Below are 22,798 nucleotides of genomic sequence, written 5' to 3' on the forward strand. Positions count from 1 at the left end.
TCATCTCGCGGCGTTTCGCTCCCCTGGGTCGACTCACTCGTCCCGACGAACGACGACCACTGGCCCGACCGTTTCGGCGGCGACCCGTTCGGTCTCCTCGCCGAACACCAGCGAGCGGAGCGACGGTGCCTGCTCGCCCATGACCACCGCATCGTGGCCCGCCACGGCTTCGACGAGTGCGTCGAACGGGGCGGTCTCGACCGCGAGTTCGGTGCTGACGTCGATTCCGTCCTCGGAGAGAACGGCGGCGGCCTGGTCGAGACGGTCCCGTCCCTCCTGCTCCGAGTCGTTGGCGAGAAACAGCGTGACGCCGATGTCCTGGTCGCCGACGAGTTCGGCGACGAACGAGAGGATTTCGTCGACAGCGACGCCGCCAGTGAGTGGCACGAGCAGTCGCTCGACCGGGCCGGTCATTCCGGTGATGGCGTACGCCCGCGAGTCGGTCTCGTCGGCGACCCGGACGACGGTCTGCTCCCGGTCGTGGGTGAACACGAGTCGGTGGTCGGCGCGACTGCCGGCCTGCTGGAACTCCGCGACGAGGTCGTCGAGCGCCTCGTTGGCGCGGTCCTCGTACTGGAGGCGCGCCTGGTCCGGCGGCGTCTGCTCGGGGAGGACGTGGTAGCCGAGTACCGTCACGTCCATCGGAGCGAGCAGCTGGGTCAGTCCGGTCGAGACCGACTCGCCTTCGAGTACCGCCACGGGAACGAGTACGCGAGTCATCACAGGGCTCCTTTCAGTGTTACGTCCCGAGCGTAATAGTAGTACCACCCGGCGGTCGTGAGCAGGATGGCCGTTCCGACGATTTGAGACGCGGGTTGCATGAACCCGACGAGCCCGAAACTGGCGACCGCGCCGAGTATCGGGACGACGGGGTAGCCCGGCACCCGGAAGTCCGGGTCGTACCACTCGGGTTCGTCCCGGCGGAGCGCGACGAGGGCGACACAGATGAGTCCGTACATCAGGAGGTGGAGGAACGACGCGACCTCAGCGAGAATCTCGACGCGCCCCGTCGCAACCAACACGAGTATCGGCCCACCGGCGAGCCCCAGCGCGACGTGTGGCGTCCCGTATTTGAGGTTGATGCGGCTCGCCCACTGCGGCAGGAGGGCGTCCTTCGAGACGGCGTAGATGGCCCGGGAGGTACTGAGGACCGACGCGTTGGCGCTCGACATCGTGGCGAGCAGTCCGCCGACGACGATGGCGAGCGCACCGCCCGCCCCGAGGAAGTGGCGGCCGACCTCGACCATCGCGGTCTCGCCGAGCGCCTCGAGCCGGGCGCTCCCGAACGCGCTGGTCGCAACGAAGATGGTGAGGACGTACATGACGCTGACCACGAGGACGGAGCCGACCATCGCCAGCGGGAGGTTCCGACCCGGGCGTTTCATCTCCCCGGCGACGGTTGCCACCTGCGCGAAGCCGAGATAGGAGGTGAACACGAGCGCCGCCGTCGTCAGGATGGGGACCGAGCCGAACGGCGCGAACGTCTCGGGTGCGCTCGGTTGGCCGACGATGCCGAGCGCGTCGAGACCGCCGTAGACCAGAAAGACGCTCAGAATCGACAGCAGAAGCGCGACGATTCCGTTCTGTAGCTTCGCCGCGTTCTCGGTCCCCGTGACGTTCAGCACGGTGAAGCCAGCACCGAACAACAGCGCGAGCGGGATGGCGAGTCCATCGCCGACGGCGACACCGAGCTCCGCGAGCGTGTCCACGGCGTAGAAGCCGAACCCGACGAGGTAGAAGGCGGTCGCGAACACGAGTCCGAACCAGAGCGAGAGACCGACGACAGCACCCGCGAGCGCGCCGAGACCGCGCGAGATGAAGTAGTAGCCACCGCCGCTTTTGGGCATCGCCGTGGCGAGTTCGGACGCCGGCAGGGCGACCAACAGCGCGACGACGCCCCCGATGGCGAACGACGCCGCGGCCGCCGGGCCGGCCCGACCGGCCGCCAGTCCCGGAAAGACGAAGATGCCCGCACCTATCATCGTCCCGATTCCGATGGCGAGTCCGCCCGAGAGGCCCAGCGTCCGTTCGAGTTCGGCGTCGTCGGTGATGGTTGCCTCGTCGGTCTCGACGGTGGATTCACCCTCGGGCGCGTCCCCTGCGATGTTGGTCCCGCTTCCGGATGGTGGCAACTCGTTTTCCATGCCAACCCGTTTTCACGGGAGACGTATAGTTCTCCTGTCGAAAATCCGTTATGAGACGGCAAGAGAACTAGTCACAATCGCCGGTGGCGACCCGGTCGATACCCGATAAATACCCGGAAATCGACCGAATCCGTGCTACTCTTCGTCGTAAAAGCCGCCGTCCGCCAAAAAATAATATAGTCTACCATTGTCAAGGTTCAAGACCCCCGAATGAATAGGAATTAGTAGATGTCAACGAAAACCGGAGACAGCGCTCTGATTCGAATCTACTCCGAGCGATTCGGAGAGCCACTGACGAGCGACGAAGTGTACGGATACTGGCTGTTCGTGGTCAGCGTACTGGCCGGCGGGCTGGGAGTGCTCGCACTCCTGGCGACCGACGGCATCAGCACGATGCGCCAGACCGCCATCATGCTCACCGCGCTGGGACTGACAGGCGCAGTGACCGGTCTCGTCGTCGGCCAGTCGTTCGACCGCCGCGCGAAGTGGCTGGTCTACGTCGGTGCCGCACTGTCGGTGCTGGCGGTCGCGTGGTTCACCACGGTCTACCCGAGCCAGTGGGAACTCGGGCGCTCGGCGACGACGAACGTCGTCGGACTGTACATCCTCGGAATCGGCATCGTCGCGCTGTCCGGCGTCATCGCACCGGTCATCGTGGGACAGAGCCGCGCACGCGAGGCCGCCGAGGAAGCACTCGTCACCGCCCAGGAGCAGGCGTCCGACCGGAGCGAGGAGGCCTCGGAACTGCGCGACCGACTCGCCGAGCGCGAGGACGAGATAGCCGACCTCGAAGCCGAACTCGACGACCTGCGTGGGGCCCGCGACGACGCCGAGGCCGAAGCCCGGACGAGCACCGAATCGGCCGCCGCGGAGCGAGCGCGAGCAGACGACGCCGAAGCCCACCTCGACCGGCTCCACGACAGCAGCGCGACGTTCGAGATGTACAAGGACAAGGCCGACGAGTGGCGGTGGCGACTGGTCCACCAGAACGGCAACATCGTGGCCACCGGCGGCGAGGGCTACGCCAGCGACCGCAACGCCCGGCGCGGGATGCGCAGCGTCAAGCGCAACGCGCTGGGGGCCGAGGTCATCTGGCACCGCGAGGCGGAGGACCCCGACCCCGAGCCCGACCCGGTGCTCGAGGACCCGCAGGCGACCTTCGAGCTGTACCGTGACGACGCCGACGAGTACCGCTGGCGGCTCCGCCACGACAACGGCGAGATCATCGCGGCGGCCGCGCGCGGGTTCTCCTCGAAGTCGGCGGCCCGCGACGGACTCGACGCGGTCCGCACGTACGTCGGCCCGGCCGACTACCTCGAGTTCGACCCGACGGCGTTCGAGGTGTACGAGGACGCGGCGGGCGAGTACCGCTGGCGGTTGGTCCACCGCAACGGCCGGATTCTGGCCGACTCGGGCGAGGGCTACGCCTCGCGCTCGAACGCTCGGCGCGCGGTCGAGACCGTCACCGCGACCGCCGACTCGGCCGCGGTCGGAGCCGACGACGGCGCTCGCTTCGAGGTGTACGAGGACGCGGCCGACGAGCACCGCTGGCGGCTCGTGAGCGCCAACGACGAGATCATCGCGGACTCGGGACAGGGGTACGGCGACCGGTCGAGCGCGACCGACGCGGTCGAGCGCGTGCGAGACTACGTCCCCGACGCCGACACCCTCACGGTCGGCGAGGCCGCCGTCGAGGTGTACGAGGACGCGGCGGGCGAGTTCCGCTGGCGGCTCCGCCACCGGAACGGCACCATCCTCGCGACCGGCGGCGAGGGGTACAGCGACCGCTCGGGCGCGGTCGACGGCGTCAACAGCGTCAAGCGCAACGCGCCCAACACGCCGGTCGTCGAGGACGGCGAGCAAAACGAGGCCTGAAACGTCCGCGCGGTCCGAACCGCTCTTTCTCTACTCGCTGTACGCCAGGTTCATTATCCACTGCGAGAAGGCGTCGCTCTCGGCGTCGACCTCCTCCTCGCCGATAAAGGGCGAGAGCATGTCGCCGGCCATCAGCAGCGAGAAATCGAGGTCGCGGGCCGCCGGCGTGATGAGGTAGGTGTTGTGGCCGTCGTAGACGGTCTCCTCGCGCTGGACCAGTCCCTTCTCGTCGAGCGAGTCCACGATGCGACTTCCCTTCCGGGAGTCGACGCCGAGTTCCTTCCAGAAGTCGCTCTGGTGGATGCCGCCGCTCTCGCGCACCAGTTCGAGGCCAGCGCGTTCGTCCTCGCTGAGGTCCGCCTCGGATGCTGACATACTCGACACAGGGGCCCCGAGCGGTTTAAAGGTGACCGTCCGACCCGTCGCTGGGGCCGTGCTCGGAGTTCGCGGGTTCGCCGGCCCCCTCGACGAGTTCGTAGTCGGTCTCGCAGGGCCTACCGTCGGCGAACCAGTAGCGCGCGTCCCCGTCGGCGTCGAGGCCGACCAGCGACGACGACCGCGTGCCGAACGTTCGGCCGTGGACGCAGACGCCGAGGTCGTGGTCGGCCATCACCTCGCCGGCGCGGTCGAACCACGCCCCGGCGGTCGTCTCCGGGGCGGGCGCGAGTCGCGTCCGCACGCCGCCGGCCTTCGGGGCGCTCGCGTCGGAGCCGGCCTCGACCACGACGTGGACGCCCGGCTCGAAGTGGGTGGTCCGGAGCACGCCGTCCCACTCGAACAGCGCGGCCTCCGAGGCGTCGGCGACCACGAGGTTGAACCCCGCGTAGCTCCGGTCGCCGAGTTCGTTCCGGACGAACGAACCCGCCTCGGCCGCGCTCGCGCGGTCGAGTGCGTCCCGGACCAACAGTCCCCGCGAGCGCTCCCCGTCGAGACTCGTCGGGCGGTTCGTGACCGCGACGAACAGCCCGGCGTCGTTGTAGCCGAGCCACGTCCCGCCCGCCGCCTCGTCGCGGGGCGCGACGACCGTCGGGTCGCCGTCGAACACGCGGGGCGGCCGCGACGGCCGGTCGCGGGCCTCGTCGCGGTTCGCCGCGACGGCTATCGGCGTCTCGTCGAACACCCGCCACGCGAGCGCCAGCGTGCACACGACTCACGGTAGGCGTTCGGTGCGCTAAAAAGTTCGCGGCCCCGCGTCGCCGCCCGGTCGTCCACACTGCCGCCTCGGCCTACTCCAGCAGGCTCTCGCCGGTCATCGCGGCCGGCCGGTCGAGTCCGACCAGCGAGAGGAGAGTGGGCGCGACGTCGCACAGCGACCCGCCTTCGCGGACGCGTCTTCCCCCGTCGTCGCCCGCCGGCGAGCGGTAGACGACGGGCACGGGGTTGGTGGTGTGGGCGGTGTGTGGGTCGTCGGGCGTCCCCATGTCGTCGGCGTTGCCGTGGTCGGCCGTGACGAGGACGTGGCCGCCGGCCGACTCGACCGCCGCGACGAGCCTGCCGAGTTGTTCGTCCACGGCCTCGACCGCCGCGACGGCGGCGTCGAAGTCGCCCGTGTGACCCACCATGTCGGGGTTGGCGTAGTTGAGGACCAGCACGTCCGGGTCCTCGGACTCGATGCGGCGGATGGCGGCGTCGGTGACCCCGCGGGCGCTCATCTCGGGCCGCAGGTCGTAGGTCGGCACGTCGGGCGACTCGACTATCTCGCGGCGCTCGCCCTCGAACTCGACCTCCCGGCCGCCGTTGAGGAAGTAGGTGACGTGGGCGTACTTCTCGGACTCGGCGATGCGGAGCTGGGTCAGCCCGTGGTCGGCCAGGACCTCGCCCAGCACGTCCTCGGGGCGGTCGGGCGGGAACGCCACGGGGAGGTCGAACGTCTCGTCGTACTGGGTCATCGTGACCAGTCGGACCTCGGGCGGGGCGGTGTCGATTCCCGCCGACTCCCACTCGCCGGGCCGAACGTCCGCGAGCATCCGGGTCAGTTGGCGGGCGCGGTCGGCCCGGAAGTTGAAGAAGACGGCCGAATCGTCATCGGTCAGGGCAGCGCCGTCCGCCACCAGCGTCGGCTCCACGAACTCGTCGGTGTCGCCGCGCTCGTAGCTCGCCGCCACGGCGTCGACCGCCGACCCGGCCTCGTGGTCGGCCTCGCGGTTCACGATGGCGTCGTAGGCCCGCTTGGTGCGCTCCCAGTTTTGGTCGCGGTCCATCGCGTAGTAGCGCCCGGAGACGGTCGCCACCTCGCCGGTGCCCGCGCGGTCTGTGACTTTCTGTAGCTCCGCGAGGAAGTCCGCGCCGCTCTTCGGCGCGGTGTCCCGGCCGTCGGTGAACGCGTGGGTGACGGCGTCGACGTCGCGCTCGGCCGCCAACTCCACGAGCGCGTGGAGGTGGCGCTGGTCGGAGTGGACGCCGCCCTCGCTGACGAGTCCGAGGAAGTGGACTTGGCCGTCGCGGTCGCGGGCGTGCTCGAACGCCGACGCGATGGCTTCGTTGTCGCCCAGTTCGCCCTCGGCGATGGCGTCGGTGATGCGGGTGTACTCCTGTTTGACCACCCGGCCCGCGCCGACGTTGAGATGACCGACCTCGCTGTTGCCCATCTGGCCTTCGGGCAGGCCGACGCGGCGGCCCGAGACGGTGAGCGTGCCGTACGCGCCGGCCTCGGCGAAGCGGTCGAAGTTGGGCGTGTCGGCAGCCTCGATGGCGTCTCGGCCTCCGTCTTCGCTCCCTAACCCCCACCCGTCGAGGATTATCAGCGCGGCCTTCATGGGCGGAGGGTTGGTTTCGTGGCGTAACTACTCTTCGGCTTTCGGGAGTGAGGTGTCCCGTTCCCAGCCGGTTCGACTGCTGGAGCGTATCCTCGAAAGCCCTCGGACCGTTCGGCTCCCGCGACTCGTTGCGCTCCTCGGCTTCGCCTGCGGTGCTTCCGTCGTCGGGGTTCGCCGAACGGTCCTCGCCCTTTCAGTCCGCCGAGGAGGCAGTCGCGTCACCGGCCGAAATCGAGGTTTGCACCAGCACCTTCGACAGCCCCGACCAGTCGCGTTGAGGTACAGTTTTACGCCGGGCGGCCCACGTTGCGGGCATGAAGGCCGTCCAGTTCCGCGACCACGGGGACAGGAGCGTCATCGAGTACGGCGACTTCCCGGACGCCTCGCCCGACCGCGACGAGGTGCTGGTCGACGTCAAGGCCGGGGCGCTCAACCACCTCGACGTGTGGACTCGCAAGGGGATGCCCGGCGTCGACCTCGACATGCCCCACGTGCCGGGCAGCGACGCCGCCGGGACCGTGGTCGAGGTCGGCGAGGACGTGACCCGGTTCGAGCCGGGCGACCGCGTGGCGGTGTCGGCCGGCGTCTACTGCGGCGAGTGCGAGTACTGCCGCCACGGCGAGTACTCGATGTGCGTGAACTACCACATCATCGGCGAGCACGTCCGGGGCGTCCACAGCGAGCGCGCGGCGGTCCCCGAGGACAACCTCGTCGAAGTTCCCACGGGCGTCGACTGGGAGACGGCGGCGGCCGCGCCGCTGGTCTTCCAGACCGCGTGGCGGATGCTCCTCACGCGGGGCGAACTCGAAGCGGGCGAGTCCGTGCTGGTGCTGGGCGCGTCGGGCGGCGTGGGTCACGCCGCCGTCCAGATAGCCGACTACGCCGGCGCGGAGGTGTACGCCACCGCCTCCTCCGAGGAGAAACTCGGCTACGCCGAGGCGGTCGGAGCCGACCACGTCATCGACTACGAGGCCGAGGACTTCGCCGCCCGCGTCCGCGAGTTGACCGACAAGCGCGGGGTGGATATGGTCGTCGACCACGTCGGCGAGGCCACGTATCCCGACTCGCTCAAGAGCCTCGCCAAGGGCGGACGCGTGGTCACCTGCGGCGCGACCACCGGTCCGAACCCCGGCGCGGGGCTAAATCGCATCTTCTGGAACCAGCTGTCGGTCGTCGGCTCCACGATGGCGACGCCCGGCGAGGTCGACGACGTGCTCGAACTCGTGTGGGACGGCACGTTCGAGCCCCGAATCCGGGAGGTCCTGCCGATGAGCGAGACCGCCCGCGCCCACGAACTGCTCGAATCCCGCGAGGGGTTCGGCAAGGTCGTGGTCGTGCCCGACAGCGAGTACGAGAGCCGGTGAGATGGCCGACGACACCTACACGCACCGGCCGGGCGAGGTCGCCGAGGAGCGCGGCGGGCGCGCGGACGAGGACGCGACGGACGGGGAGATAGCCGACGGGGACGCGCCGAACCAACGGGAGCCGGAAGCGACCGTCGACCCCGCCGCGCCGGTCGAGCGCGGCCGCGAGGAGTGGAGTTGGCGCGACTGGATACTGGTCGGCGTCGTGGTGCTGTGCTTTCTCGTAGTGCCCGCCGCGATTCTGATACTCCCGCCGGTCCGGCCGTTCCGGTTCGCGTACCTCGTCCTGCCGCTGATTCCGGCGTTCCTGCTGGGCGCTGTCGCGGTCTGGTCGGCCCAGCGTTCGACCTGAGCGTCTCGCGGTCGGCCCACTCGCCGTCTCGCGGGCGGTGTTCGGATAAGCGGGGCCGACATCCGGTTGCGCTCGATGAATCAATCCACGTCCCCGGCGGACTGAAAGGGCGAGGCCAGTTCGGCGAACCCCGACGACGCAAGCACTGCAGGCCCGAACGGGCCGAAGCGCGCAGCGAGTCGCGGGAGTCGAACTGGCCGAGGGCTTTCGAAGACCTTTCGCTACGGAAACTACCTTATCTGAACACGACCTCTCGCGGAACGTGGCGCTTATCAGCGCCCGACGAGAACCCACGGTCATGCAGTTTTGCGACGAATGCGGCTCCATGATGAAGTCGATGGGGTCGAAGATGCGCTGTTCGAACGACGACTGCCAGCACACCGTCGCCAAGGACGAGGAGAAGGCGGCCCAGTTCGTCTCGACCGAAGCCCAGTCGGACGACGACGTCATCGAGTCCTCGGAGGACGCCAACTTCGAGGGCAAGCCGACCGCCGACGACGTGACCTGCGAGGAGTGTGGCCACGGGAAGGCGTGGTACACCATCAAGCAGACCGGCGCGGCCGACGAACCGCCGACGCGCTTCTTCAAGTGTCGGGAGTGTGGCTATCGCTGGCGCGAGTACAACTGAGCGCGAATCGCACGCCGCCGACCTCGCCCCCTGCTTATTCCTGTCTGAGATAAAACAGAAAATATGGGCAGGAATGCGTTCAATCATTCCAGAGTGTGGTAAAATACCGTCCGAGAAAACTTCCTTTATCGATATATGTGTGATTCTCACCGGTAATAATATGCTCCGGGCTTGTTCAAGATTCGATACGTAACAGTGTCGTGGTACTCGGTAACGCGTCGTGCGTTCGCAAGCGAGCGGCCGTCTGCTCGACCGCGGGGTCGATAACGTGCCGGGAGGCCGACCTTCGGGCGGGGGCCGCATCCCGGACGAGGAGCTACTGGCCGACCTTCGGCGGGTCGCCGACGAACTCGACGGCAGTCCGAGCATGGCGGACGTGGACGAGCGCGGGGCTTACTCGCCGAGTACCTACCAGTCGCGGTTCGGCTCGTGGACCGCCGCGAAAGAGCGAGCGGGCGTGGCAGACGACGCGGGCGGCGTGACCTACTCCGACGACGAACTCCTCGACGCGCTCCGCGAGTTCGCCGACGAACTGGGGACGACGCCGACCCGCGACCGGATGCGCGCGGACGGCCCACACTCCCCGTCGACGTACGCCGCCCGGTTCGGCTCCTGGACCGCCGCGCTCGACGAGGCGGGATTCGAGGGCCGGAGCGACGCCACCGGCGTCCCCGAATCCGACCTGCTCGCGGACATCCGACGCGTGGCCGAGGAACTGGAGCGGCGTCCCACCTGCGAGGAGTTCGACGACCGGGGAAGTTACAGCTCCTCGACCTGCTTCCGGCGGTTCGACTCGTGGGCCGACGCCCTCGACGCCGCCGGCGTGGCCGACGAGTACCCATCGCCGTCCCGGCGGCGCGTGAGCGACGACGACCTCGCGGCCGAACTTCGACGGCTCGCGGACGCGCTCGGCCACCCTCCCACCGAGAGCGAGATGTCGAAGCTGGGCGACCACAGCCCGGAGACGTACCGAGAACGATACGGCTCGTGGGCCGACGCCCTCGACGAAGCGGGACTCGACCCGCGACTCCGGCCGACCGCTGGTGGCAAGAGCCGGATTCCGACCGCGAAGTTGGTCGCCGAACTCCAGCGGGTCGCGGGCGAGTGCGGTCGCGCACCGACAGTCGCGGAGATGCGCGAGCGCGGCGACCACGGCGTGGCGACCTACCTCGACCGGTTCGGGTCGTGGAACCGGGCGCTGGAGGTCGCCGGACTCGACTGTCGTCGCCCCCGACGCGAGGCCATCCCGACGCGGGAACTCGTGCGCGAACTCCGGTCGCTCGCGCTCGAACTCGACAGACGCCCGCGTCGGGCCGAGATGGACGAGCAGGGCCCGTTCGCCGGGATGACCTACTACAACCGGTTCGGCGGTTGGACGGACGCGCTCGAGGCCGCCGGCCTCCGGGTCGAGGCCGGAGTCGGCTACCTCTCGGGCTACTGCGACGCCTGTGGCGGCGGGGTGTCCGAGAGGTAGCCGACCTCCCCGACGCCGACGGGCTGTTCTGCGACGAGGCGTGTCGCGAACTCGGTGCCCAATCGTGCGTCCGGTTCGAGTCGGACGTGCTCGCCGGCGACGACCACCTCGGGCGACTCGCGACCGCGCTCGCGGAGACGGGTCCCGACGTGCCCTCGCGGCTCCTGTTCTGTCTCGGCCGGGCGGTCGAACTGTTCGACACGGGATTCGAGTCGGCCGAGACCGACGGCTACGAGTTCGCCGTGGCCGACGGGACGGTGACCGTCGAGTGGGAGGCCGGGGGCGAGCGGCGCGAACTCCGGGCCGAGACCGAGACGCTCGTCGCGCTCCGGTGGCGGCTCGACGCGGTCGAGACCCGCCGCGCCGAGTCCGTCACGGACCCCTCGGGCGAGCCGGCGGCCGACGACTGACCCGCGGCTCCAACCCGGTTCGACTCGGGAGCCTGCCGACCGGCGACCACTGTCAGCGGTCGTCCGACTCCCGCGCTGGCGGCGTCTTCCAGACGATGCGACCGAACTCCGTTCGGTTGTCGGCGACGGTCCGGTAGACCCGCTCGCGGAGTCCCCGGTAGTCCTCGAAGTTCCGGAGGAACTCGACCAGCGGCCGGGCGTCCTCGCCGAGGTCCGACCGGACGAACGCCTCCTCCAGCGACTGCCCGCACGAGTACACCTCGTCGTCGGTCACGACGTGCGAACACTCCTCGTAGTCGTCGGGCAGGCGCTCGCGCAGGTCGTCGGACAGGTCCGAAAAGCCCACGAGTCGGAGGTCCGACCGGTACGCGAAGAAGTCGGCCCACCACGTGCAGAACCCGCAGTCGTCGTCGTAGACGAGCGTTGCGTCGCTCATGTTTACCCCTGTGGAGTCCGGCGACTAATTCTTGCCGGAGTCGAACGGGTGACCGTCCGGCTGGCGGGTTTCAGTATTTGCCACGTCCCGACGTTTTAGCGGCTGCACCCCGTACGATGTGGTATGGAATTGCACGCCAGAGACGTTCGCCGCGACGTGCGCGAACTCGGCGCGCTGCTCGGCGACGTCCTCGAAGCCCAGACCTCGGCGGCGGCGTTCGAGGTGGTCGAGTCCGTCCGGACCGAAGCCATCGACTACCGGCGGGGCGACGCCGAGGAACGGGACGCGCTCCGAGCCGCGCTCGCTGACCTGCCGGCCGAGCGCGCCGGGGTCGTGGCTCGCGCGTTCGCGACCTACTTCGAACTCGTCAATCTCGCCGAGGAGCGCGAGCGCGTCCGGGCCGTCAGGCGAGGGTCCCAGGGCGGGACGCTGGCCGACAGCGTGGCCGAGACCGCCCAGCGACTCGCCGAGGAAGACGCGGACGCCGGGACCGTCCAGCGAGTCCTCGACGACGTGCTGGTCGAGCCCACGTTCACCGCCCACCCGACCGAGGCCCGCCGGAAGACCGTGAAGGCCAAGCTCCGAGCCGTGGCCGGCGACCTCGAAGCGCTGGACGAGCGCCGGCTCACCGACCGCGAACGCGGGCAGGTCGAGCGCGACCTCGACGCCGAGGTGACGAGCCTCTGGCAGACCCCGCAGGTCCGGAGTCGCCGCCCCGAGGTGCGCGACGAGGCGCTCAACGTCCAGTGGTACCTCGAAAACACCCTGTTCGACGTCGTGGGCGAGGTGTACGACGAACTGGAGCGCGAACTGGGCGGGCGATTCGAGTCGGTCGACGTGCCAAAGCTGTTCGAGTTCCGGTCGTGGGCGGGCAGCGACCGCGACGGCAACCCCTACGTCACGCCCGAGGTGACCGCCGAGACGCTGGCGCGCCAGCGGTCGGTCGTGGTCGAGCGCTACCGCGAGGAGTGCAAGCGCCTGTCGGGCGTCCTGAGTCAGGACGAGACTACCGTCGCAATCGGCGAGGACCTGCGCGAACGCCTCGACGCCGACCGCGAGCGCCTGCCGACGGTCGCGAGCGAGGCCGCCGAGCGATACCCCGACGAACCCTACCGCCAGAAGCTGAAGCTGATGCGCGAGCGCCTCGACCGCGTGGGCGACGTTCGGCCCGGCGGCTACCGCGACCCCGAGGAACTCCGCGCGGACGTGGACGCCATCGCCGCGAGCCTGCGAGCCAACGGCGCGGGGACCGTCGCGGACGCGACGGTCGACCCCTTCCGGCGTCGGGTCGAGACGTTCGGCCTCTCGCTGGCGAGCCTCGACCTGCGCGACCATCGGGAGAACCACACGACCGCAGTCGCGGAGGCGCTGGCCCGCGAGGGAATCGCGTACGACGACCGCGACGAGGGCGAACGCGTCGCGGTGCTGACCGAGGCTATCCTGCAGGACGACCCCGTGGTCGACCTCGCGGACTCCGACGACCTCTCGGAGACGGCGACCCGCGTGCTGACGCGGTTCGACCGGCTGGCCGACTGGCAGGCCGAGTACGGCCAGCAGGCCATCGACACCTACTGCATCAGCATGACCGAGGAGCCGAGCCACGTCCTCGAAGTCCTGTTTCTGGCCGACCAGGCCGGGGTCGTGGACCTGCCGGGCCACTCGGGGCTCGACGTGGTCCCGCTGCTCGAAACCGAGTCGGCGCTGTCGGGCGCGCGCCGCATCATGGGCACGCTGTTCGACAACGAGGCGTACGCCGCCCAAGTCGCGGCCCGGAGCGACGTCCAGGAGGTCATGTTGGGCTACTCGGACTCGAACAAGGAGAACGGCTTTCTGGCGGCCAACTGGAGCCTCTATCGCAACCAGAAGCGGCTCGCGGCCATCTGTGGCGACCACGACGTCCGGCTCCGGCTGTTCCACGGTCGGGGCGGCTCCATCTCGCGGGGCGGCGGCCCGATGAACGACGCCCTGCTCGCGTTGCCCAACGAGACGGTCACGGGCGAGGTCAAGTTCACCGAGCAGGGCGAGGCCATCGCCGAGAAGTACGCCAACCCCCGCATCGCCGAGCGCAACCTCGAACAGATGCTCGACGCCCAGTTGCGGGCTCGCCACGAGGCCATCCGCGAACCCGTCGAGGACGTGCCCGACGAGTGGGCCGAGGCGATGGCGACGGCGGCCGACGCCGCCCGCGAGGCGTACCGCGACCTGCTGGAAAGCGAGGGATTCGTGACCTACTTCGGCGAGGCGACGCCCATCTCGGTCATCGAGGAGCTGAATCTGGGCTCGCGCCCGGCCTCGCGGTCGGGCGAGCGAACCGTCGAGGACCTCCGGGCGATTCCGTGGGTGTTCTCGTGGACGCAGGCCCGGTGCATCCTGCCGGGGTGGTACTCGCTGGCGACCGGGCTCGACGCCTACCTCGCGGACGGCGACCTCGACACGCTCCGGGAGATGTACGAGGAGTGGCCGTTCTTCCGCACGACGCTGGACAACGCCGCGCTCGCGCTGGCCCGGACCGACCTCGAAATCGCGGCCGAGTACGCCCAACTGGCCGAGGACGACCGCCGCGAGCGGTTCTTCCCGCGCATCGAGTCGGAGTACGACCGGGCGGTCGAACTCGTGACCGAGATAACCGGCCGCGAGGGCCTGCTGGCCCGCGACTGGCTCGAAGAGAGCCTGGAGCGCCGGAACCCGTACGTCGACCCGCTCAACCTGCTACAGGTCGGGCTGCTCGGCCAGTCGGACCTGACCAGCGAGGAGGAGCGTACGCTCCGGCTGACGGTCAAGGGCATCGCCGCCGGGATGAAGAACACGGGGTAGCGGTCGGGGCCGAGTGCGACTTCGCGCGGCGACAACGACTACGGACGTCGGGGGCGTGCCATCCCCGGAGCCATGACCGACACCGACCGACCACTCGGCAGGCGGGCCTTCCTGAAGAGGAGCGCCGTGGGACCGCTGGGGCTGGCGGGCTGGTTCGCGCAGGACGAGCCCGACCGGTCGCGGTCGACCCGGCGACTGGCGCTGCGCTACCCCGAGCGACTCGACGGCGGGCCGCGCGGCAAAATCCTGCTCCTCACCGACCGGACGAACGACGACCCCGACGCGAGCGAGGTCGACGGCTGCGCGCTCTCGAACTGGCCGCCCGACCGACTCACCGTCTGGGAGGGGATACTCGTCGACTGGACGAACGCCGCCGGCGACCTCGGAGCCAGTTCGGTCCGGGGCCTGCCGGCGGTTCGCGCGAACAGACTCGTCGAACGCAATACGATATTCGTCGACGAGCAGAGGACGCCCGTCGAACTCGGGACCGCGTACATCGTCGACGGCGTGGCGTCGTGTCCGGGAGAGTATCGGGGCTTGACCGCCACCCAGCTTCCGGGGGTGCAGATACGAACCGGTCAGGGCGTCAGTACCTCCGGCTGACGCGGAGCGCCGGGACGTCTACCTGCGCATCTCGCGGCGCAACCGGCGTAGCTGTCGCTCCACCCGTCGGGCCTGCTTCTCGGCGTTCGGGTCGAGGTCGGCGAGGTCCGTCCCGTCGTCGTCCTCGCTCTCGGCGTTCCCGTCGTCGCTCTCCGCGCCAGTTCCGTCGGCGTCCGCGTCCATGCCGCCGGCTGCTCGCGGCGTCGGTATAAATTCGAGCCAAGCGGAGCGGAAGTGAAACCGGCTACGCCGTGGTGGTCCCCAGTTCCGAGACCCACGTCGACACCTCGCCGCCGTCCAAAATCCGGACCTCGTACCGATACGGCGTCCCCGGACTGACGCCGTCGTCCAGCCGGAACGCCGTCCGAGGGCCGCCGTCGACGCGGACCGCGGCCCTGAACGCTCCCCGCGGCGAGTCCCACGCGTCGTCGACGCCGGCGAGGTGGTCCGACCCGTCGCCCTCGAAGTCGCGGGCCGCGAGTTCGTACGTCGCGTCGTGGACGCGCTCGCCCTCGCGGTCCAGCGCGAACGCGACCGCGTGGGGCTGGTCGTCGGCGTTCCGGACGGTCACGTCCCGGAGTATCGGGTCGGGCGGCGAGTCGAGCGCGCCGAGACAGCCAGCACCGCCGCCGAACAGGCCGGCGACGCTGCCGGCCAGCACCGACCGTCTGGAGCGCACGGCGACTCACTCCACCGTGGGAACCGGCACCTCGTCGAGCACCCTGTCGACGATGTTGGCCTTGTCGACGTTGTTGATCTGTGCGTCCGGGGTCAACACGACCCGGTGGGCCAACACCGGCTGGGCGACCCGCTTGACGTCGTCCGGAGTGACGAACGCCCGGCCCTGCATGGCGGCGTAGGCCCGCGCGGCCTCGAACAGCCGCTGGGTCCCCCGCGGGGAGACGCCGACCTCGACCCGGCGGTCCTCGCGGGTCTCGCGGGCGACGTCGGCGACGTACTCCAGCAGGTCGTCGTCCACGCGGACGGACTCGGGCACCTCGCGGAGGTCGGCCACCAGGTCCGGGTCGAGCGCGGTCCCGACCGAGGGGCTCTGTGCGGAGCGGCCCGCCCGCCGGCGGAGGAGTTCGTACTCGCCGTCGACGTCGGGGTAGCCGATGGAGGACTTGACCGCGAACCGGTCGACCTGCGCCTCGGGCAGCGGGAAGGTGCCCTCCTGCTCGACGGGGTTCTGGGTCGCGATGACGAAGAACGGTTGGGGGAGGTCGTGGGTGTCGCCGTCGACCGTGACCTGCGTCTCCTCCATGGCTTCGAGCAGCGCGGCCTGGGTCTTTGGCGGCGCGCGATTTATCTCGTCGGCCAGCACCACGTTGGCGAAGATGGGGCCCTCGCTGAACTCGAAGGACCCGTCCTGCTCGTTGAAGACGTGGGTCCCGGTCACGTCGGCGGGCAGCAGGTCGGGGGTGAACTGCACCCGCGAAAACGAGAGGCCGAGCGCCGACGCGAAGTTCCGGGCGGTCAGCGTCTTGCCCGTGCCCGGTACGTCCTCGAGGAGGGCGTGCCCGCTCGCCATGACGGCCAGCAGTACGGTTTCGAGGAACTCGCGGTCGGCGACGACCGCGTTGCCGATGGCGTCGAGGACGGCCTCACACTGCTCGTTCGCCTCGCGTACGTCCATGTCCAACCGGCGGGAGTGAATCCGCTTGAATGTGACGGTCGGCCGACTACTGTCGGGGGCGAGCGCTTCGGTGGACCGGGCCGGCGTCCGAATCGAAATCCCTAAGACGCGGAGGGGAATACGTCGAGGTGAGCCGAGGTAGCCTAGCCTGGCCAAGGCGGTTGCTTCGAGAGCAACTGTCCTTACGGACTCGGGCGTTCAAATCGCCCCCTCGGCGTTCTCCCGATTTCAGTTGGTTTCGGCAATGATTTCTGCAACTCCACCTCTGCAATTTTACAGTAATTAGTCGAAATAGTCAAATAGGCCCGGGAAGAACGATGATTCGTGGCTGAAGGCTACGAGCATCGGACTGCCATTACACGTCTCCAAGTTGACGACGGGGACCAACAACTTCTAGAGGAGACGGTTAACAACTGGCGTCAGGGGTGTCAAATAGCTGTAAACGAAGCATGGGATTCGTGTGACGGGAAACGAGAAGTTCAATCGTTGGCCTACGACGAGGTTCGCAGTCGGACCTCCCTCGGTAGTCAGCACGCAATTTTAGCTACGCATCAAGCTGCGACCGCGATATCTAGCTGCCTCGAACAACGGAGGACAGGCAAGAATCCCACGAAGCCGGAATTTACAGCACCTACTGTGAAGTATGATGCCCGGACTATGACTCTATTTGACGACTACTCGGTATCACTATCGACTATCAAAAATCGCGTTCGATGTGATCTATCTCTTCCTGAAGACCCAGATGGTTATCAATTCGAATATCTCGCCGACAAAGACTGGGAATTGACGGAGAGTACTCTGACAATTCGTGATGGAAAATTCTTTCTCCACCTAGGCTTTCGGCAACCGACTACCAGTTGCGGGCAATCAACCGCCGAGAACGGAACGGTTCTCGGGGTTGACCTTGGAGTCGAGAATCTCGCAGTAACGAGTACTGCACGGTTCTTCTCGGGAAAGGAACTCAACCACGAACGTCGTGAATTCGAAAAGCGGCGTGGAGAACTCCAACAAACTGGAACGCGGAGTGCACATAGAACTTTGAAACAGGTTGCCGAACGTGAAAAGCGATACGTCAGGGACTACCTCCATCGGATTTCCAAACAAGTAGTTGACGAAGCACGTCAGTGTGACTGTACAACAATTGTGTTCGAGGATTTATCCGACATCCGTGAATCAATTCCCGAGGCTGACTGGTTCCATATCTGGGCGTTCCGACGGTTGTTCGAGTACACTCGCTACAAAGCCAAAGAGAACGGTATCAAAACGGTGCAGATCGACCCCACCCACACGTCTCAGAAGTGTTCTGAATGTGATCATGTTGCAAGGACGAATCGTCCTCGACGAAATCACTTCCATTGTGAGAGATGTGGGACTCAAGCCAATGCGGATTACAACGCAGCAAAAAATATCGGATTGCGGTTCGTCCGTCGCGGCCAACAGTCGTCACGGCGGACGGGCACCGGTCAATGTGCCCTGAAGTCCGGAACGCTAGCGCCGGATGGGACCTTCAGTCCCTATCCAACTAACTCGTAAGCTGCGTTCACGGACAAGTCCGACATGGACAGCTGATATCTCCTCCTCGTCGTTTCCAAATTTTCGACGGTTAGAATCGCTCTGCGCCGATAGCGACAGTTGAGCGCCGCGACCACAGAGAGCAGTTACGCGGTTTCCAGCCGATTTCAGGCCGTCTTTATCGGTCGTCGGGCGGGGCGAAGCCGACGCATAACAAAACCGCAGGCGGCCGTGCGTAGCCGCATGCCCCGCGCTCGCACGCATCGAACGAACGACCGCCCACGACTCGCCGAGCGATGGAGTTGACGTGGGTCGCCGCCGGCTCGGCCCTCGTCGTGGGCCTCGGGTACGTCTCCGTCCGGGCGGCCCACCGCCTGCGGCCGGTCTGCTGGCTGGTGCTGTGTGCGTCGCTGTTCGCGCTCGCGACCCGGGACCTGTTCCGACCCCGCGAGCGCGGCCATCCCGCCTCCGGAGCGAACGAGGCGGCCTCCGAGTCGCCGACCGACCAACGCCGGACCGCCGACGGGCGTCGAACCGAACTGATTTCGTGGCTCCGGCGACGGGTCGCCGACTGGCTCGGCTGACCGCCCGGGGTACGACTCGCTTTCCGCCAGCACATCGATTAAGCACCTCGACCACCTTGACGGAGGCGTGACCGAGCAACGCTACCTCCCCGACGCCGACGACGTGACCGAGTTCGAGGCGACCGCGACCGAGGTCGGCGACGACTACCTCGTCCTCGACGGCACCTACTTCTACCCCGAGGGCGGCGGCCAACCGGCCGACCACGGCGACCTCTCGTGGGACGGCGGGCGCGCACGGGTGACCAAGGTCCGGAAGAACCACGGCGACGTCCGCCACTACGTCGACGAGGTCGAGGGCGACCTCCCCGAGGACGGCGAGACGGTCGCGGGCGAGATCGACGCCGAGCGCCGCGCGGCCCATCGCCGGATGCACACCGCCCAGCACGTGGTCTCGCGGGTGGTACTCGACGAGTACGGCGCGGCGACCGCCGGCAACCAGATTCACGCCGACCGGTCGCGCATCGACTTCGAGCCGGCCGATTTCGACGACGAGGACCTCGAGCGCATCGAGCGCCTGTCGAACGAGGCCATCGAGCGAGACCCCGACGTCGTCAAGGCCGAGCGCTCGCGCGACGAAGTCGAGGACCGCGTCGACGACGGGCGGTCGATGCTCGACATGATTCCCGACCACGTCGACCCGCTCCGAGTGGTCGAGATACCGGAGTTCGACTACTGTCCGTGCGGTGGCACCCACGTCGACAGCCTCGGCGACGTCGGGCGCGTCCGGCTCACGAACAGGGAATCGAAGGGCGAGGACGCCGAGCGCATCGAGTTCGAGCTGGAGTCGAGGTGAGCGACCGGCCCAGCGCGCAGATATTTAGGCTCGAATCAAAATCGGAATAATCAGTCCGCGGGGAAAACCGGGATGGGGCGGTCCGGTCGACCACGGAAAACGCGGGAGACGACGCAGTTCCTGCGTCGTAAGCCTAAAGAGTCATTCATACGTTTATACGAGTAACAATGAGTACGGACAGCGAGCAATCCGGGGGGTTCTATGGGCGTCGAGATTAAGGAGTCGCCCGTCTCCGACCCCGAATTCGAGGAGATGAAGGACTTCGTCTACGAGTATCTGGCGGCCAGCGTCGAGAACGAGGACGGCGGCGGCCGGATGCGGTGGTATCCGTGGCACTCGGCCGAGTACCGATTCAACCACATCCTCAACGTGGTCGACCTCGCGGGAACCATCGCCGAGGAGGAGGGCGCGAACGTCGACGTGGCGCAGGTGGCGGCACTGTTCCACGACATCGCCAAGCTGGACGCCGACCAGGACGTCCACGCCGAGGAGGGCGCGCGCATCGCCCGGAAGTACCTCGAGACCCACGGCGACTTCCCGGAGTCGTTCGTCGAGGAGGTGTGCAAGGCGGTCGAGAACCACTCGTACCAGGGCGAACTGACCGACCTGCCCAAGGAGACCCAGTGTCTGGTCGAGGCCGACCTGCTCGACAAGGTGGGCGCGAACGGGACGGCGCTGATGTTGCTCCGGATGGGCTACGAGGCCCGCACGCACATGGACGCCGCCGAGATGGTCGACCGGGTGATGGAGCGGGGCAAGGACGCGGTCGAGCGCGTCCGGACCGACACCGCCGAGGGTATCGCTCACCGCCGACTCAAGCGCGTCAAGTGGTTCCGCGAGTGGCTCGAGACCGAGGTCCCCGAGATGGACGCCGGAGACTCGCCCGACCGGCGGACCCAGCGGCGGCCGTGACCGCGACCGGAGGTCCGACGCCTTCGAAGTCGCGTCGCGGAGGCTGACGGTCCGGGATTGCGGTCGCCTGCGGGTATCGAACCGCCGCCAAGCGCCGCGCGCCGATTACGTAAACATTCCGGCAGCCTCCGAGAGGAACGAAACGCCCGCGAGCGCCAGCACGACCGCGCTGACCACGGCGACGGCCGGCGCGAAGGCGTCGACGCGTCGCCCCACGGTCACCAGCGCGGCGGGGAAGCCGGAAATCCAGACCGCGATGCCCGCGAAGAACCCCACCACGATGACGGGGCTCCCGGTCGAGATGGCGAGGCCGCCGAGCGCGTCGAGGGTGAACGTGCCGGGGTCGAGCAGGGTGACGCCGACCGTGAGCCACCAGAGTATCTGATACGGGTTGGTGAGCGCCAGCACGAACGCCTTCCGGAAGCCGTTGCTATCTGCCCCGGTGGCGTCGACCGTCTCGTCCGACGCCACGTCGCTTCCGAACGCCTCGTTCGCGTCGCTCGCCGCGCCGTAGGCGAAGTACAGCATCAGGACGCCGCCGAGGCCGAACAGCACCCCCTGAACGACCGGCGCGTCCTGCACGACCGTCACCACGCCGGCCAGCGCCAGCACGAAGAAGCAGGCGTCGGCCGACATCGCGCCCAGTCCGGCCCGAAAGCCCGACCACCACCCACGGAGCACGCTCTCCTCGGCGATGATGGCGTTCATCGGACCCGGTGGGGCCGCCAGCGAGAGGCCGAGCGCGACCCCGGCCAGTAGCGAGAACGCTCCCTCCAGCATCAGGAGGGAGTTGTCCGTCCCGGACTAAAAGCGCTACTACAACAGCAAAACGCGACGAGTCGCGCGCCGTGACGACTGCCACGCGCGAGACTTTAAGTACGAAGACGGGACGAAACCGGCCCGTGACCTGAGCGCCGCCGTGAGGGCGTCGGGGCGGGAGTGCGGTGCGCCCCTCACGGAGACCGAACTCGCCACGCACCGCCTGCTCGCTTCACGACCTCACACCAGCGCCAGCAACGCGTCCGAGACGCCGGTGACGACCTGCTCCCAGACCGAGAACCCGGTCGCGATGGCGAGAACTGTGTCGGCGGCGAAGAAGCCGAAGAGGCCGGCCGCGCCGTAGTGGGCCTTCCGGGCGTCGAACCTGTCGGCGAACCGGTGGAAGAAGTACGCGTTCGCGAGGCTCACGGGGACGATGGCCGCCATCTCGCCGGCCCAGATGGCCGGATTCGCACCGTACTGGGCCGCCAGGCCGATGGTGACCAGTTGGGTCTTGTCGCCGAACTCGCCGGCCGCCATCAGCGCGAAGATGGGGACGAATCCGCCGTAACTATCCGAGAGGTCCCGCCCGAACACCGTCGGCAGGTCGACGTCCGCGACGCCCGTCAGCCCGCCGTCGGACTCGACTGCTCCTTGCACCCCCTCGCTCTCGCGGTCCGGAGCCGAGCGCCACAGCAGGACGGCGAACGCGAAGAACAGCGTGGCGGTGAACGCGTCCAGAACCACCGGCGGAAGCGCCGACTGGAGCGCCTGTCCGAACAGGATTTCGAGCGCAGTCCAGCCCGCGAACGCGGCACCAGCCGCGCTCACGACGACCAGCGGCGAGTACCGGGTCGACAGTCCCGCGATGATGAACTGGACCTTCTCGCCCGGCAGCACCGCCAGCTGGGCGACGAACGCCACGACAGCGATCTCGACCCAGCCCGTCACGCGCCGCCCACCTCGGTTTCCGGGGACATCCGGTTCGCCTCGACCCTGCGCACCCGAATCGACTGGGCGACGTTCTCGGGCAGGCTCTGTTCGCTCCCGTCACCGACGACCACGGTCACCATTCCGAACGGAGCTACGTCCATGACTTCGAGGTCGGTCCCCGGCTCGACGCCCGCGTCGGCGAGGTACTGGAGTTCGTCCTCGTCGCGGTCGCTCACCCGTGCGACCACGAGTTCGTCGCCCGGGCCGAACGCCGAGAGGGGTTCGGTGTCGTCGGCCGCCGGCGGCGTCAGGTCCTCGCTCGGAATCGGGTCACCGTGTGGGTCCACCGTGGGGTCGTCGAGCGCCTCGGCGACCCGGCGCTCGAACTCCTCGCTGATGTGGTGTTCGAGCGCGTCGGCCTCGTCGTGGACCTCGCTCCACGAGTAGTCGAGGTGTTCGGTCAGATACGCCTCCAGCAGGCGGTGGTGTCGGACCACTTCGAGCGCGACCGTCCGACCCTCGTCGGTGAGCTCGACGCCCTTGTACTTCTCGCGCTCGACCAGTTCGCGCTCTTCGAGCTTCTCGACCATGCTGGTCACCGTCGGCGGCGTCACGTCGAGGTAGTCGGCCAGCGCCGAGGTCGAGACCGGTTCGGCGTCGTCGGTCTGCAGGGAGTAGATGGACTTGAGATAGTCCTCCATCACGTCGCTCAACATCTCGTGTCGGAGTTAGACGCGTCTAAACTATATATTTGTCGCACCCTCTACTCTGGGTTCGCCGGAAACAACTCTCGGACTCCTGGGCTACCGGGTC

At 68.2% G+C, this 22,798-nt stretch carries 24 protein-coding genes and 1 tRNA gene; 13 read left to right on the plus strand and 12 right to left on the minus strand.

The features are described 5' to 3' along the window. Positions 1–33: 33 nt before the first annotated feature. Both EPL03_RS17135 and EPL03_RS17140 read right to left on the minus strand, forming a co-directional pair. Complete coding sequence (locus EPL03_RS17135; RefSeq protein WP_135830562.1) at positions 34–720, minus strand: universal stress protein; 687 nt, start codon at positions 718–720, stop codon at positions 34–36. Beyond that, the gene (locus tag EPL03_RS17140; protein ID WP_135830563.1) at positions 720–2,144 is read right to left on the minus strand and encodes an APC family permease; all 1,425 of its coding nucleotides are present in this window, start codon (positions 2,142–2,144) and stop codon (positions 720–722) included. Before EPL03_RS17140 ends, EPL03_RS17135 begins: the two co-directional genes overlap by 1 nt. A 228-nt stretch (positions 2,145–2,372) precedes the next feature. On the opposite strand from EPL03_RS17140, the gene EPL03_RS17145 reads away from it, so the two are divergent. Continuing rightward, positions 2,373–4,019: an HVO_2922 family protein gene (locus tag EPL03_RS17145; protein ID WP_244605299.1), complete on the plus strand. Its 1,647-nt coding sequence runs from the start codon at positions 2,373–2,375 to the stop codon at positions 4,017–4,019. A 30-nt stretch (positions 4,020–4,049) separates the two neighbouring features. Here EPL03_RS17145 and EPL03_RS17150 read toward each other — a convergent pair whose 3' ends face one another. The 3 genes from EPL03_RS17150 to gpmI all read right to left on the minus strand — a co-directional run bounded on the left by EPL03_RS17150 (position 4,050) and on the right by gpmI (position 6,775). Beyond that, positions 4,050–4,394: a helix-turn-helix transcriptional regulator gene (locus EPL03_RS17150; protein WP_135830564.1), complete on the minus strand. Its 345-nt coding sequence runs from the start codon at positions 4,392–4,394 to the stop codon at positions 4,050–4,052. Between the two features lie 25 nt (positions 4,395–4,419). Next, positions 4,420–5,166: an NRDE family protein gene (locus EPL03_RS17155; RefSeq protein WP_135830565.1), complete on the minus strand. Its 747-nt coding sequence runs from the start codon at positions 5,164–5,166 to the stop codon at positions 4,420–4,422. 79 nt (positions 5,167–5,245) lie between these two features. After that, the gene (gpmI, locus tag EPL03_RS17160; protein ID WP_135830566.1) at positions 5,246–6,775 is read right to left on the minus strand and encodes a 2,3-bisphosphoglycerate-independent phosphoglycerate mutase; all 1,530 of its coding nucleotides are present in this window, start codon (positions 6,773–6,775) and stop codon (positions 5,246–5,248) included. 314 nt (positions 6,776–7,089) lie between these two features. Between gpmI and EPL03_RS17165 the strand changes: the two genes are divergently transcribed. The 5 genes from EPL03_RS17165 to EPL03_RS17185 all read left to right on the plus strand — a co-directional run bounded on the left by EPL03_RS17165 (position 7,090) and on the right by EPL03_RS17185 (position 11,003). After that, positions 7,090–8,139 carry a zinc-binding dehydrogenase gene (locus EPL03_RS17165; protein WP_135830567.1) on the plus strand — a complete coding sequence of 350 codons (1,050 nt, stop codon included), beginning with the start codon at positions 7,090–7,092 and terminating at the stop codon, positions 8,137–8,139. A gap of 1 nt (position 8,140) precedes the next feature. Beyond that, positions 8,141–8,491, plus strand: coding sequence for a hypothetical protein (locus EPL03_RS17170; RefSeq protein ID WP_135830568.1), 351 nt, complete (start codon positions 8,141–8,143; stop codon positions 8,489–8,491). Positions 8,492–8,789: 298 nt separating this feature from the next. Next, entirely contained in the window at positions 8,790–9,119 is a 330-nt protein-coding gene (locus EPL03_RS17175; protein ID WP_135830569.1) for a transcription factor S, read from the plus strand. Positions 9,120–9,387: 268 nt separating this feature from the next. Then, positions 9,388–10,593 carry a homing endonuclease associated repeat-containing protein gene (locus EPL03_RS17180; RefSeq protein ID WP_135830570.1) on the plus strand — a complete coding sequence of 402 codons (1,206 nt, stop codon included), beginning with the start codon at positions 9,388–9,390 and terminating at the stop codon, positions 10,591–10,593. Positions 10,594–10,679: 86 nt separating this feature from the next. Beyond that, complete coding sequence (locus EPL03_RS17185) at positions 10,680–11,003, plus strand: hypothetical protein (protein ID WP_135830571.1); 324 nt, start codon at positions 10,680–10,682, stop codon at positions 11,001–11,003. Between the two features lie 52 nt (positions 11,004–11,055). On the opposite strand, the gene EPL03_RS17190 is transcribed toward EPL03_RS17185, so the two are convergent. Beyond that, on the minus strand, positions 11,056–11,439 hold the full coding sequence (locus EPL03_RS17190; protein ID WP_135830572.1) for a DCC1-like thiol-disulfide oxidoreductase family protein: 384 nt from the start codon (positions 11,437–11,439) through the stop codon (positions 11,056–11,058). 123 nt (positions 11,440–11,562) lie between these two features. Here EPL03_RS17190 and ppc point away from each other — a divergent pair, with 123 nt between their 5' ends. Together ppc and EPL03_RS17200 are read left to right on the plus strand one after the other, a co-directional pair. Then, the gene (ppc, locus tag EPL03_RS17195) at positions 11,563–14,253 is read left to right on the plus strand and encodes a phosphoenolpyruvate carboxylase (protein WP_135830573.1); all 2,691 of its coding nucleotides are present in this window, start codon (positions 11,563–11,565) and stop codon (positions 14,251–14,253) included. 72 nt (positions 14,254–14,325) lie between these two features. Then, positions 14,326–14,856, plus strand: coding sequence for a hypothetical protein (locus EPL03_RS17200; protein WP_135830574.1), 531 nt, complete (start codon positions 14,326–14,328; stop codon positions 14,854–14,856). A gap of 18 nt (positions 14,857–14,874) precedes the next feature. Here the strand turns inward: EPL03_RS17200 and EPL03_RS20210 are convergent, their stop codons facing one another. The 3 genes from EPL03_RS20210 to EPL03_RS17210 all read right to left on the minus strand — a co-directional run bounded on the left by EPL03_RS20210 (position 14,875) and on the right by EPL03_RS17210 (position 16,492). After that, positions 14,875–15,039, minus strand: coding sequence for a hypothetical protein (locus EPL03_RS20210; RefSeq protein ID WP_168216301.1), 165 nt, complete (start codon positions 15,037–15,039; stop codon positions 14,875–14,877). 61 nt (positions 15,040–15,100) lie between these two features. After that, positions 15,101–15,535: a hypothetical protein gene (locus tag EPL03_RS17205; RefSeq protein ID WP_135830575.1), complete on the minus strand. Its 435-nt coding sequence runs from the start codon at positions 15,533–15,535 to the stop codon at positions 15,101–15,103. Between the two features lie 6 nt (positions 15,536–15,541). After that, positions 15,542–16,492 carry an AAA family ATPase gene (locus EPL03_RS17210; protein ID WP_135830576.1) on the minus strand — a complete coding sequence of 317 codons (951 nt, stop codon included), beginning with the start codon at positions 16,490–16,492 and terminating at the stop codon, positions 15,542–15,544. Between the two features lie 132 nt (positions 16,493–16,624). On the opposite strand from EPL03_RS17210, the gene EPL03_RS17215 reads away from it, so the two are divergent. The 5 genes from EPL03_RS17215 (at position 16,625) to EPL03_RS17235 (ending at position 20,293) form a co-directional block, all read left to right on the plus strand. Beyond that, positions 16,625–16,709: transfer RNA gene (locus EPL03_RS17215), tRNA-Ser, on the plus strand. A 107-nt stretch (positions 16,710–16,816) separates the two neighbouring features. Further along, positions 16,817–18,025 carry an RNA-guided endonuclease InsQ/TnpB family protein gene (locus EPL03_RS17220; protein WP_135830577.1) on the plus strand — a complete coding sequence of 403 codons (1,209 nt, stop codon included), beginning with the start codon at positions 16,817–16,819 and terminating at the stop codon, positions 18,023–18,025. 275 nt (positions 18,026–18,300) lie between these two features. Beyond that, entirely contained in the window at positions 18,301–18,588 is a 288-nt protein-coding gene (locus EPL03_RS17225; RefSeq protein WP_135830578.1) for a hypothetical protein, read from the plus strand. 67 nt (positions 18,589–18,655) lie between these two features. Beyond that, complete coding sequence (locus tag EPL03_RS17230; protein WP_135830579.1) at positions 18,656–19,381, plus strand: alanyl-tRNA editing protein; 726 nt, start codon at positions 18,656–18,658, stop codon at positions 19,379–19,381. A gap of 201 nt (positions 19,382–19,582) precedes the next feature. Beyond that, a complete protein-coding gene (locus EPL03_RS17235; RefSeq protein WP_135830580.1) occupies positions 19,583–20,293 on the plus strand; it encodes an HD domain-containing protein in 711 nt (236 codons plus the stop codon). Between the two features lie 105 nt (positions 20,294–20,398). Here the strand turns inward: EPL03_RS17235 and EPL03_RS17240 are convergent, their stop codons facing one another. The 3 genes from EPL03_RS17240 to EPL03_RS17250 all read right to left on the minus strand — a co-directional run bounded on the left by EPL03_RS17240 (position 20,399) and on the right by EPL03_RS17250 (position 22,701). Continuing rightward, positions 20,399–21,073: a LysE family translocator gene (locus EPL03_RS17240; RefSeq protein WP_135830581.1), complete on the minus strand. Its 675-nt coding sequence runs from the start codon at positions 21,071–21,073 to the stop codon at positions 20,399–20,401. Positions 21,074–21,292: 219 nt separating this feature from the next. After that, on the minus strand, positions 21,293–22,003 hold the full coding sequence (locus tag EPL03_RS17245; RefSeq protein ID WP_135830582.1) for a TMEM165/GDT1 family protein: 711 nt from the start codon (positions 22,001–22,003) through the stop codon (positions 21,293–21,295). Beyond that, complete coding sequence (locus EPL03_RS17250) at positions 22,000–22,701, minus strand: metal-dependent transcriptional regulator (protein WP_135830583.1); 702 nt, start codon at positions 22,699–22,701, stop codon at positions 22,000–22,002. Before EPL03_RS17250 ends, EPL03_RS17245 begins: the two co-directional genes overlap by 4 nt. Positions 22,702–22,798: the final 97 nt, after the last annotated feature.

This window comes from Halorussus halobius (genome assembly GCF_004765805.1).
GTDB lineage: Archaea > Halobacteriota > Halobacteria > Halobacteriales > Haladaptataceae > Halorussus > Halorussus halobius.